Consider the following 13,661-nt stretch of genomic DNA (forward strand, 5'->3'; position numbering starts at 1 on the left):
TTTCGACGTGGGCCTACGTCAGCTCGGTAGGGACGTGTCTATGCCGCGCCGCGAGGTCGCAAGTATGGGCACGTTCCCGGTGTTGCTGGAGAACCCGTCGTGCCCATTTTCCGTTCGAATGCCCCCCGCTGGACTGCCCACCGTGCAACGCTTCTGGCGGGCATCAGCGTACTGGCCTTGCTGGTCCATGCTGCTCCGGCCGAGGCCCGCCCGCTGGGCTATTACGCGACGACCTCCGCACCAACGATTGCGACCGATGCGGCACTTGCCAATGCGCAACAGGCGGCACAAGCGGCGCAACAGGTCCAGCAATCGCTCAATCGCGCGACGCAGGCGTTGCAGGCGATCCGCAGCCTGCAGGACGCTGCCCGCGCGGCGGCGCAGGGTGTGCCGCATTCCGCGGGGCTGAACATCAATGTTCCGAACGGGCTGACGCCGGGTGGTCTGGTGCCCGATCCGGTCGCCGGATGGAGCGGCGCCAACACGCCGACGCAATCGGTCGCGGGCGGGCGGACCAACGTCAACATCGACCAGACCCGGCAGCAGGCGATCCTGAACTGGAAGACCTTCAATGTCGGATCGCAGACCACGCTGACCTTCGACCAACACGGCAACGCCAACTGGGTCGCGCTCAACCGGGTCGATGCCAACACCGGGCCGAGCCAGATCCTCGGCAACATCAAGGCCGACGGCCAGGTCTATGTCATCAACCAGAGCGGCATCATCTTCGGCGGCGCCAGCCAGATCAATGTCGGCGCACTGATCGCCTCTACCGCCAGGATCACGGATCAGCAGTTCCAGGCCAGCGGCATCTACTCGGCCCAGAGCAACAACGTCTATTTGCCGAGCTTCACCGGCGCCGACGGCAAGGTCGTGGTCGAAAGCGGCGCGCAAATCACCACCAGTGCGCCGGCCACGGTAACGTCAGGCGGCGGATTCGTGCTGCTGATGGGAACGGAAGTGCAAAACGCCGGCTCCATCACCACCCCGAAGGGGCAGGCCGTGTTCGCGGCGGGTGACGACTTCATCCTGCGCAAGGGCTACGGCACCGACGCCAACCAGAATTCCACGACCCGCGGCCTCGAAATCTCTCCCGTCATCGATGCCGGGAGCGCCAGCGGCCGCGTCAGCAACACCGGCCTGGTGTTTGCCCAGCAGGGCGACATCACCATGGCCGGACGCAACCTCCTGCAGGACGGACTCCTGCTGTCGACCACTTCGGTCAACCAGCGCGGCACCATCCATCTGCTGAATTCGGCCAGCGACGCCAGCGGCAATGTCACGCTGACCGCCAACGCCGTCACCGCGATTCTGCCCGAGCTCGATTCCAGCGACACCGCGCTGAATTCGCAGCGCGACGCTCTGATCGCGGCGTCCGGCGGCAACCCGCTGGCGATCGGCCAGTTCGACAATCTCTCGCCATTGGCCGATCGCAAGGACCGCTCGCGCGTCGAGATCGTCAGCGGTGGTACCGTCAACTTCCAGAACAACTCGCTCACGCTCGGGCAAGGCGGCGACGTCGCCGTCAGCGCCGGCAAGCGCGTGTTCGCCGAGACTGGGGCGACCATCGACGTCTCCGGCAGCAGGGGCGTCCTGCTGCCGGTCTCCGCCAACGTCATCAAGGTCAATATCCAGGGGAACGAGCTGCGCGATTCACCGCAGAACCGCGACAGCGGCGCGCTCATCAACCAGGACGTCTGGATCGACGCGCGCGATTTGATCCTGGTGCCGGCGGGAACCGGCGGATACGCCACCGACCGCTACTACACCGCGGGTGGCCTGCTCGAGGTCTCCGGCTATCTCAACACCACCGCGCACAAGATTGGCGAATGGACCGCGATCGGCGGCTCCATCACGCTGGCCGCACCCGAAGTGGTTGCGCAGAAGGGATCGACCTTCAACATCTCCGGCGGCTCGGTCCAGTACGAGGCCGGCTACGTCAGAGAGACGATGCTGCTCGGCAGCGACGGCCGGCTCCACGGCGTCAACGATGCCCGCGCCGACATGACTTTCTACGGCGTTGGAGAGGGCTTCATTCGCAAGCATGAGCGCTGGAACGTCACCGAAGTCTGGACCAGTCCGTTCGGGCGCGGCCGCGAGAGCGTCCGCTGGGAAGAGGGCTACGCGATCGGCCGCGACGCCGGCCAACTGATCCTCTCCACGCCGACCTCGGTCTTCGAAGGCGATATCGTCGCCCAGGTCCTCACCGGCGAGCGTCAGAACAGCGCGCGGCCGGCCAACTCCACCGATGGATACAAGATCGGGCAAAACCAGGCTGCGCTGGCGGGGCAGTTGAACGTCGGCCAGTATACTGGCCAGGGGCTGACCGGTGTCTACGACAGCACCATCGTCGTCGGTGACGTCACTGGTATCACTGCCGGTCTCCGCCCGAGCGACGCGCTGCCCTCCGACCGCAGCAACACCGTCTATCTTGACGCCGGCCTGCTCAACAAGGCCGGCCTTGGCGGCCTCAGCGCCGTCAGCGGCAAGAGCATCTCGATCGATGCACCGCTGACGCTGGCCAACGGCGGCCAGGTCAATCTGCAGGCGCCTCTCGTCGAACTCAACGCGGATGTCACCGCCCATGGCGGCAGCGTGTCGCTCGGCAATATCATGCATGCATTGCCGGTGCCGGGAGGGAACGTGCTCTGGTGGGCGCTGACCGACGCCAACGGCAAGGCCAACGTTGTGATCAACGCGACGGTTGACCTGAGCGGCCTGTGGACCAATGCTTCGAACGGCGCTGACGACAATTCGCGGCTCGCTTATCTCGACGGCGGCGACCTGACGATTTCGACCACCCGTGCGATCACGCTCCGGGCAGGCTCCGTCATCGACGTCTCCTCCGGCGGCGCCATTCTTGCCAACGGGAAGACGCGGGGCGGCTCCGGTGGCGATGTCAGCCTGCTGACCAATGACTATTCGCATTTTGCGGACTCGGAATTCATCGGCGCCGATCTATCGTCGCCGCTCGCGCTTGATGGCAAGATCCGCGGCTATGGTTTCAATGGCGGCGGCACGCTCACCATCAATGCGGGACAGTCTGTCGTCATCGGTCAGGCCACATCGGGATCAGGTGCACAGCTGGTGCTGGCGCCTGATCTTTTCGAGACAGGCTTCACCCGTTACGACATCCGCAGCACGTCGGGCATGACCATCGCTGACGGCACCAACGTTGCGCCCGTGGTGCCGGTCTATCGTTTCACGTCGGCGAGCTACAGTGCGCCGACCGGGACCGCCACGGCAGCCGCCGCGGAGACCTGGTTGCCGCCGACTTATCTCGACGATTCCGTTGCGAGCAAATTGACCCAGCGCGTCGGGGCCGATCTGACGCTGACGAGCCTATATGATTTCGACATGCGGCCGGGGTCCTCGATTTCGCTCGATCCAGGCCGTGCCGCGACGATCTACGCCAATCGCCAGACCACGATCGATGGCAACATCACGGCGCACGGCGGCAAGATCCTCATCACCAGCCTGCAGGACCAGCCGGGCGACATCCGTTACAACCAGGGCAATGGCATCTACACGCGGACCCGGTCGATTTGGATCAGTGATGACGCCACGCTCGACGTTTCGGCGCGTGCAGTGACAGCGACGGGCACAAGCGGCATGACCTATGGGGTCGTGCCGGACGGCGGTTCGATTGCGCTCGGCGGCACCGGCGCGACGGACAAGTACGGATATCTGATTCCAAGCAATGCCTTCGTGATCATCCGCCCGGGCGCTGTGCTCGATGCGTCCGGGACCTCGGCGTTGCTCGATATCTCGTCCGGCGGCGGCCTGCAGCGGGCGCAGGTGGCAAGCGATGGCGGTACCATCGCCCTTTATTCGGGGCTCGGCATGTACATCGACGGGACGCTGCGCGCCGCGGCCGGCGGCATCGGCGCCTCGGGCGGCACGCTCCTGCTCGCCGCGATCAGCCCTCTGTATTATGCGGCGCCCGCCAGTCCGACCAATCCTTATGGGATTGGCGACATACCGGCTGACATGCAGACGATGCGCAATCTCACGATCACGCAGCATCAGCGGCCGAGCGGACTTGCATCCAACCTCGCGCCGGGCGAAGCCGACCCGACGCTCAAGGTCGGCGAGGCTGCCATCAGTGTCGATCAGATTCACGCAGGCGGTTTTGATGCACTGTCGCTGTTCACGCGCGACCTGTTCGTGTTCAACGGCAATGTCGATCTTGCGATGAATCGCAGCATTGCGCTGACCGGCGGCATTCTGAGCGCGGCCGTCGATGCCCAGCATATCACCGTCAACCTGACGGCGCCCTATGTAAACCTGACCGGCTGGCACGGCTTCGATCACGGTTCATTCGCGGGCTATGATCCTGCGCTCAACGTCTCAGGTTCGAGCATGAACACGGCTGCGGACTCGACATTCACGGTCTCGGCCAGCCTGATCGACATTTCTGCCGATGTTCGTTTCGGTGTGCACGGGCTGCACGGTATGGGCTACATCAGCGTTCCGGATCCAAACAGCGGCGTATTGGCTCCAATTCTTCCCGTGGATGCGCCCGGCTTCAAGCACGTCACGCTGCAGAGCACCGGCGATGTGCGCTTTGGCTCCGGCAACGTTGTCACGCCCGGCGATCTGACGATCCAGGCTTCACAGCTCTATCCGCTGAGCAACGCGACCGCGACCGTGACGGTTGGCCAGGTCTTGGGGCCGAATGACAGCATAACGACTGATCTCGATACCGTGCTGACGATTCGCGGCAATGGCGGGCCAGTGCCGGATGTTCCTCCCACCGTTTTCGGAAAACTTGCATTCGTCGCAGCCACGATCGATCAGGGCGGCGTCGTGCGTGCGCCGCTGGGGGCGGTGTTGCTGAACAACAATTACGGCCTGAACGCCAACGTGCCGCCCGCGACGGTGATTTTCCGCGCCGGCAGCATCACGTCGGCCAGCGCGAACGGGCTGACGTTGCCGTTTGGCGGCACCTCGGATGGTATTGCCTACCAAGGTGCGGACGGCACGCTGGTTGACCTTGGCCTCCAGAAAAGCGTGAACGGCAACGTCATCATCACGACCGGCATCTCGGTGCTGGCCACGTCGATCGTGGGTGAGAAGGGCGCGATCCTCGATCTCTCGGGCGGTGGCAACCTGACGGGGGCCGGCTTCATCAGCGGCCGCGGCGGCTCGGTCGACGTGTTGAGGACGGCGCTCGTCAACGCCAATCCGGTGAACAGCTACAGTTCGGCAAACGCGAAGGTCTATGCCATCGTGCCGGGCTACGCGTCGGCCTACGCGCCTGTGATCGCAACCAAGGGCGCCGGCGATCCGGCGATCGGCCAGCAGGTCACGATCCCCGGCGGCGTGGCGGGGCTGCCGGCCGGGACGTACACGCTCATGCCGTCGAGCTATGCGCTGTTGCCCGGTGCCTTCCGTGTCGAGCTCGGAGCGACGAGCAATACGGTCGTCTCGCCGGTCAGCATGGCCAACGGCTCGATCGTGACGTCAGGCTATCTCGGCGTCGCCAACGCGGGCATTCGGGATGCGTTGCCGACGCAACTGATCCTGACATCTGGTCGAACGGTGCGAAGCTATTCTCAATACAATGAGATGAGCTACAGCGAGTTCGCGCGCAGCCAGGCCGCGACCTTCGGTGCCGTCCGGCCGCGTCTGCCGGAAGACGGCAAGGTGCTGGAGCTGATGCTTAACGCATCTTCGGGCAGCGGAAAATCGCTCTCGTTCCAGGGCACCACCTTGTTCGGCGGCATCAGCGACGGTATCTCCGGCAGTCTGTTCGTCTCTTCCACGGTATATGGAGGGCAGATCGACATCACCGCGCCCGGCGCGGCGCCGATCGCCGGCCATACGTCGATCTCGAGCGATGCTATCAATGCCTTCAATGCCGACACCTTGCTGATCGGCGGTTACAGCACGTACTACAACGATACGTCGAGGGGCACCGGCGGACGCATCTACTTTTCGAGTGAGTCCTCTGTGAACATTCTCGATGGCGCCGCCGTGCGCGCTGGCCAGGTGTTCCTCGTCGGCAAGAACATCGATGTCGCAAGCGGTGCCACGATCGACACCCGCGGCCTCGGTGCGCGCGGGCTTGATTCGAGCCTGGGTTACATGTTTGGCAACGTAACGTCAGAGGCCAACTCGTCCTTGTTTGCGAGTGCGCCGGCGGTCCTGGCCGTCGCAAACGGCACGTTCAATTTCCTGCCCGTGGTCGGAGCGGGTTCGATCAACATCGACAGCGGCGCCACGCTGCTTACCGATGGCAGCATCGTGCTCGCCGCTCCTGGTTCGCTCACGATGGGCAACGTCAATTTCGGTGCGCGTTATCTGACCGTGACGCAGGATGTAATCAATGCGGGTACCGACGCGGCGCTCGCCGCGGCACAGGCCGCGGGTCAATTGCCGTCAGGCTGGAATTTGACGCAGGCCGCACTCGACAAGCTGCTGCATCCTTCGACAACCGCGGGCGTCCCGGCGCTTGAGCAGCTCACGTTGACGGTTGGGGGCTCCTTCAACCTCATCGGCAGCGTTGCGCTCGACGCGCGCGGTCAGTCCGCTGGCAGCAAGGAGGTGCAGTTCGTCATCAACACGCCGGCGATCTACGGCCTCGGGAACGCTGGCGACACTGCGAGCATCACCGCAGATACCCTGATCTGGAACGGCATCCGGACCGGCAACGGCCTACCCGACACGGGCGGCGTGCCCTATGGGAGCAAGGCGCCGGCAGCGGTTGTGCCGGGCGGCCCGGGGACGGGCAGCGGAACGCTCAACATCGCCGCCAAGGACATCGTCTTCGGCTACGACGCCAACAGCCGGATCACCGATGGCGCGACGCTCGAACGCCTCGCGCTCGGATTTGCCAACGTCAATGTCTCGGCCAGTGACAGGATCTCCGCCAATAGCGACGGCTCGCTAAAGGTCGGGCTGTCAAAGGATGGTTCCGGCAATCTGCAGGGCGGCAACCTTACTCTCACGACGCCACTGTTGACTGCGACAGGCGCCGCAACGATGGCCTATAACGCTGGTGGCGTGGTTCGCGTTGTCGCGCCTGCGGGTGGTGCGGCCGCGACCGGCGCAATCGCGGATCTTGGCGGCACGGTCTCCATCAGCGGTGACACCATATTCCTTGACACCGCGGTTGCTTTGCCAAGCGGCAAGCTGACGTTGAGCGCAACGAACAACATCGATCTCGGCGCCAACGCGGTGATCGACCTTTCCGGGCGCAGCACCACCTTCTACGACGCCACCAAATATAGCTGGGGCGGCGATCTGATACTGCAAAGCGCCCATGGCAACATCGCGCAGGCCGCCGGTTCGAGCATTGATGTGACGGCGGCGAACAACGACGCCGGGACCATTATGGCGACCGCCACTGACGTGGCGCACGGTCTCGTGCAACTCGGTGGCACGCTGAAGGGGGCTGCGACCGGCGGCTACAATGACGGCCAGATCAGCATCGCGGCGCAAAATCTCGGCGACTTCGCGGCACTGAACCTGAAGCTGAACGACTCCGGCTTCTTTGGCGCGCGCACCTTCAACATCAAGCAGGGCAACCTCGTTGTCGGAAACGAGGTGAGGGCACACAACGTAACCATCTCCGTGGATGGCGGCAGCCTGACGGTCAATGGCACCATCGATGCCAGCGGCGCCAAGCCCGGCAATATCCGTCTTGCGGCGCGGGACGATGTCACACTTGCATCCTCGGCCGTCTTGGATGCCCACAGCACCGTTCTGCAGACCGACAGCTACGGTGCTCCGATCGAGGCGAACAACACGGCGCACGTTGAACTCACGACAAAGAATGGCACGTTGACATTGTCGCCGGGCGCCACCATCGACATGCGCGTCACTGATCCTGCAAATGCTGACGGATCAGGCAACCCGATTGCCTATGGTCATCTCGAACTCAACGCGCCCCGGATCGGAACGGCCTCCGGTACCAGCGCAACGGGTAGCGACGGACCGGCCAACGCCACAGGCGACAGCATCGCTGTTTCCGCGACGGGACCGCTCAACATCGTGGGCGCCTCGAGCATCGCGCTGAACGGGTTTGCGACTTACAAGAATGCGCCAGTCGATCCGAACGATGCCAATGGCCAGATCATCGATCAGGATTGGCTCGATCTCGTCAACCAGGACAGCAAAACCTTCATCAGTAACATCTATGGCGGCAACGTCGCCGGCGGTCAGTTGACCGATGAGCTGAAGACCAAGATCGCCGGGCTGCTCGATGCCAAATACAACTCCGGATTCCATGTCCGGCCCGGCGTCGAAATCCAGAGCAAGACCCCGAACGGTAATCTGTCCACGTCAGGCGACATCGATCTGTCCGGTTACCGTTATGGACCGAACGTGACGTCGGTTCGCGGCTCAGGCGAACCGGGCAAACTCGTCGTTCGCGCCGGGGGCAATCTCAACATCAACGGCAGCATCAACGACGGCTTCGCGCTGCCGCCGGACTCGCCGGATGCACTCACCACGCTGCTTGCCCCGGGCACGCTCACGGACACCTATACCGTAACGGATAGCGGCGCAATCTTGACACGCGGATCCAGTCTTCCGAACACCGGTAGGATCAACATGGCTCTGCCGCTCGCCGGCACCGAGGTCGACGATACCCCGCTATTGTCGAATCCAGTTCCCGTCGATCTCGTTTTGACGGCGGAGTTCGACCCCCTCCCGGGCAGGAAGCTTATGGCGGGCACAATCTACAATCCGGACGGGACCGTGATGTATAAGGCCGGCGATACTATCCCGGCGACGACATGGCCTATCGGCACCAAGGTCTCCGCTGGAGTCTACTTCAATAGGATATTGGTGAACACAAGCTTCCCCTGGTTCGTTAACGGCACTCTTCCGCCGGGCGCCGATCTGAGTATTTTCGGCGGCTATACTTTCACGCAGGATACAGTAATGCCGGCGGGTACGGTGTTGCCGGTTGGAACGGTTGTCGTCAGCTTGACCGCTGCAGGCGATCGGAAGGTGTGGGCGACGTCGCCGATGCTGGCGCCCGGCACGCAATCCTGGTCGATGCGGCTTGTGGGTGGTGCCGATCTTGGTAGCGCCGACGGCCGGATATTGCAGACATCGTCAAGCCTTGCAGGCGCGGGCAATGTCGTGCTCTCCGATCCCTTCACCGTGAACCTGCAGGGCACCGGAAGCCCAAGTGCCGGCTTCAGCGTCGTGCGCACCGGTACGGGTGATCTCGAAATCCTCGCTGGTGGCAACTACACGCAAAGTTCACCGTTCGGCGTCTACACGGCTGGCACCGCGGTCGCCGAAACAGGAACGCCGGCCAATGATCCATTCAACGTCGCCCGCGGACGCATGCCTGATGGGACCGTGCTTGGTGCGGCCAATTCGGCCTATGAGGCCACGCTCAACTCGCAATTCATGTATTATATCGAGCACGGCGGTGATTTCCTGCTGACGGCGCAAGGCGATATCAGCGGAAATCAGACGAAGGAGTCGGCCGTGGTGGGCGACTGGCTCTGGCGGCAGGGCGGCGCCGGACTTGGCCAGGCGACAGCCTGGGGCACCAACTTTGGCAGCTATACCGCAGACCTCGAGAGTTCGAAATCGTTGCTAAAGCTGTCGGGCTTCTCGGGCATGGGGGCACTCGGCGGCGGCAATGTCACGCTGCGGGCGGGCGGCGACATCGGTAATGCCGGACGGGGTGTTGTCGTTGCCGTCGGCGGCAGCGGACGTGTCATCGATGGTCGTCTTGTTCAGACCGGTGGCGGAACGCTGTCGGTGAGGGCGGGCAATAGCATCGGTGGCGGCGGCAACCAGTTTGTTGATCTGCGCGGCGACATTGGCGTCACGGCCGGCAATTTCGGCAGCCTGAATGCAACAAATTTCGGCTACTCTCTTGATGATCCGCGGCCGCTCAATTTGCTCGTGCCTTACGCAATGATCAAGGTCTCGGGCGGATCGTTCGCACCGGGGGATGGTGCCGTCGACATTCGCGTCCGCGGTGATCTCTCCGTCGGCGACATCATCGATCCCGGCCGCGCCGGCGTTAATCAGCAGACGGACGCCAGCACGTCAGTCGGGGCCGGTCAGGGCGTCGCCTGGTTCACGCTCTGGACGGCACGGACGGCGGTCGATCTGTTTGCGGCAGGCGGCGACGTGTCGCCGCTATCCGATACCGGCGGATTGGTACCGCAATCCAAGACGCTTTTCCTGCCATCGATCCTGCGGGCCACTGCGGCGAACGGAAGCATCTATCTCAACGGCGGCAACGAGATGTTGCCGTCGCCGTCCGGGCAGGTTGAGTTGCTGGCGCGAGGATCGGTCATTCAGGTCGGCCTCGGCGGGGACACGCTCGGCTTCGGCCCGCTCTCGACCTCGTTGTCATCTCTTGCCACGCCGTTCAATCCTGGCTGGGCGCTGCTCCAGGGGACCAATCAGTGGGCCCTTGTCGATTCGAATTATTGGGGTGATCCCAACTCGCCGGTCGACGCCCCCGGAGGCTGGCGCGCGTACCGGTACGACTATAATTCGCAAGGGCACGCCTATGATGGACCAGGTGGCTATCCATTCGTGTTCGGACCGAACACCGTGACCGATGCCAGTGCACTCGGCGGCCCGCTATCGCGTATCTATGCCGTCGACGGCGATGTTCTCGGTATTCGCTATGGCGAGATCTTTACCAGCAGCCAGTTTATCAACGGCAGGACCGTGACAACGGACAATTACCGCGCGGCGAAGCCGGTGCAGATCTTCGCTGGCGGCGACATTGTCAGTGTAAAGGGACTGATCCTGCAGGACGATCCGACCGCCGTTTCGATGATCGTCGCGCAAGGCAGCGTCATTTATCCCAGCCTTGATGTTGCAGGCCCCGGCACGCTCGAGGTGACGGCGGGCAAGAACATCTATTTTGGATCGACGGGAAACATCGAGAGCATCGGTCCGTTGATGACAGGCGATAACCGCCTGGGTGCCAACGTGGTGCTGCAGGCCGGAGTCGGTGCGGGCGCGCCGGGTGTCGGGCAGGTGGATTGGACCGGCTTTGCCAAGCTCTATCTCGATCCGGCCAATCTCGTTGGTCCAGGCGCGCTTGCCAATCAACCCGGCAAGGTCGCCAAGACCTACGACCAGGAGCTTTTACAGTGGCTCAAGGACCGCTTCGGCTATGCCGGAGCGTCGGAGGGTGCGCTGAGCTTCTTCCTGACCCTGCCGGGTGAGCAGCAGCGGGTCTTCCTGCGGCAGGTCTACTACGCCGAACTGACGGTCGGCGGCCGCGAATACAACGATCAGGCGGGTCCGCGCCACGGCTCTTATCTGCGCGGACGCAATGCCATCGCAGCACTCTTCCCCGCGGAGGACGCCTATCGCGGCGACATCCGGCTGTTTACCGCCGCCTCCGGGGTCGGAGCGAAGGTCAACAGCGGTTATGTGCACACCGATCGCGGCGGCGACATCCAGTTCCTGGCGCCGGGCGGCCTAGTCACCATCGGCACCGAAGGGCTGGCGCCGGGAGCCGATGCGGGTCTGATCACCCAGGGCAACGGCGACATCCAGATCTATTCGAAGGGGAGCATCCTGCTCGGCCTGTCGCGCATCATGACGACGTTCGGCGGCAATATTCTCGCATGGTCCGCCGAAGGCGACATCAACGCCGGCCGTGGATCGAAAACCACGGTGATCTTCACCCCGCCGCGCCTCGTCTACGACAACTATGGCAATATCAGTCTCTCGTCGCAGGCTCCCTCCACGGGCGCTGGCATCGCGACGCTCCAGCAGATCCCTGGAATGCCGCCCGGCGACGTCGACCTGATCGCGCCGCTCGGCATCATCGATGCGGGCGAGGCGGGCATCCGTTCCTCGGGCAACGTCAACCTGGCGGCGCTGCAGATCCTCAACGCCGCGAACATCCAGGCCCAGGGCAATGTCACCGGCGTTCCCACGGTGCAGGCGCCGCCGGTCGCGGCATTGGCCTCCAGCAATAACATGACGGCAGCGACGCAACAGGTTCAGCCGACCGCGCCCAGCAACAATGATCGTCCTTCGATCATTATCGTCGAGTTCTTGGGCTATGGCGGCGGCGACAAATCGATGCCTGAAGATACCGACCGAGGTGATACGCGTGACCGACGGAGCGAGAACCAGACGCGTTACGACCCCAACAGCATGTTCCAGATCGTTGGCAGCGGCGAACTTACTGACGAGCAGAAAAAGTTGCTGACGGGCGAAAAGACGGAAACGGCTCATTGATCCGCAATTGTTGCCGTTGCCCAGGCCTTCTTCACGCTCAAGTTTGTCCATGATGGGCTGGGCGGACCCGCAGTTGCTCTAGCGGGCCAGCGCAACATCAGGCAGGTCGTCCCCATCACCGCTGTGGCGAGCACGGTCGACCAAAGCGCGGCGTCGCTGGCCAGTCCGACGTAGCGCTGGCCGAAGGTCGGGAAGTACCACGTTATCGGGCCTTATGACCGCTTTCTGCCGGCTGCACAGAGAGAGTTTCCGCCTATCGTTCCGTCATGCGAACACTCGGGCTGGACCGCTGCGTCATCGTCCAGCCAAGCATCCGGTGCGCTATCGTGCCATGCCCGGCGACGGCGATGTGCTCGATGCCTTGTGGGCGTGGCTGCCGGACGAGCAAACCGTGAGACACGTGCTCGTAGAAAATCCTGAAAAGCTCTATGGCTTCGCCGCAAAGCCGTGACCATCATGCCATGTAAGCCGAGTTGCGCAGAAAGATTAGACGTGACAGAACCAAACAGGTGCCCCCCATGGAAGAGCGCTCCGAGTTAGCGGAAAGAATTCTCGATCAAACGGCCGATGCGGTGATTTACGCCGATCGCTCCGGCACGATTGCCCGCTGGAATCCCGCCGCCACCGCGTTGTTTGGCTATTCGTTGGAGGAGGTGCTCGGCCAAAGCCTGATCATCCCGGAGCATCTGCGGGCCGCGCATTGGCGCGGCTTTGAGGCCGCAATGACTGGCGGCGTCATGAAGCTTCAAGGCAAGCCCACGCTGACCCGCGCCTTGCACAAGAGCGGACGCAAGGTCTACGTTGAGATGACATTCGCGATCGTCAAGGACAGCGCCGCTGGCGAAGTGCTTGGCTCGGTTGCCGTGGCACGAGACGTGACCGAACGCATCGAACGAGAGCGTGCCGCGACCCGTGCCTCCTGAGATGTTCGCAGATGCCACTTTCAACCGGCCCGGCAGGATCGTTGATGCGTCCGTGATAGCCAAGTTTTCTTGGACGTCCGGCAATGCCGCCATCGACGCTGCGTCAATCACGGCCCTCTAAGGCACCCTTGATCGAGGCGGGGGCCTGCGCGAAAACGAGGAAGTCTGCTATGCGGTTGTCTAGAGTCGCTGTTTTGATGCTTAGCGCTGTAGCTACAGGCTCAATGTCCGTATCTGTAGCGATGGCCGCTTCTGACTGTCCCAGATTACTGGAAGTAGCGGATTGGGGCGAGAATTCGACCGGCGACATTAGCGTCACCTCTGGAGAAAGTTGCCTATTTCCGATTACGATACGCGGCACGGTGAGTAGCTCGGACATTTCACAGAAGCCGGCGCACGGCAGCTTGAAAAAGCTTAACATGACGACTTACGAATACAGGGCGAAGGCTCGGTATAAGGGAAGCGATACCTTTGCCATCAAAGCAGTGGGACAGGGGCCGACGGCTTCTGGCACATCGGTAATCACTGTGCACGCGACGA

General features: G+C 63.1%; 3 protein-coding genes. All 3 read left to right on the forward strand.

What is annotated here, in order from left to right:
- The first annotated feature begins 99 nt into the window (after positions 1–99).
- The 3 genes from OZ411_RS10720 (at position 100) to OZ411_RS10730 (ending at position 13,121) form a co-directional block, all read left to right on the forward strand.
- Positions 100–12,198 carry a filamentous haemagglutinin family protein gene (locus tag OZ411_RS10720; protein ID WP_282527904.1) on the forward strand — a complete coding sequence of 4,033 codons (12,099 nt, stop codon included), beginning with the start codon at positions 100–102 and terminating at the stop codon, positions 12,196–12,198.
- Positions 12,199–12,514: 316 nt separating this feature from the next.
- Positions 12,515–12,649, forward strand: a complete 135-nt coding sequence (locus tag OZ411_RS10725; RefSeq protein WP_282527905.1) for a hypothetical protein — start codon at positions 12,515–12,517, stop codon at positions 12,647–12,649.
- Positions 12,650–12,716: 67 nt separating this feature from the next.
- Complete coding sequence (locus OZ411_RS10730) at positions 12,717–13,121, forward strand: PAS domain S-box protein (protein ID WP_130576643.1); 405 nt, start codon at positions 12,717–12,719, stop codon at positions 13,119–13,121.
- Positions 13,122–13,661 lie beyond the last annotated feature (540 nt).

Source organism: Bradyrhizobium sp. Arg237L (assembly GCF_029990105.1).
Lineage (GTDB): Bacteria > Pseudomonadota > Alphaproteobacteria > Rhizobiales > Xanthobacteraceae > Bradyrhizobium.

Bases quoted from the DNA above. Each gene is read 5' to 3' on its own strand.
- OZ411_RS10730 (WP_130576643.1), top strand. From the start codon at position 12,717: ATGGAAGAGCGCTCCGAGTTAGCGGAAAGAATTCTCGATCAAACGGCC.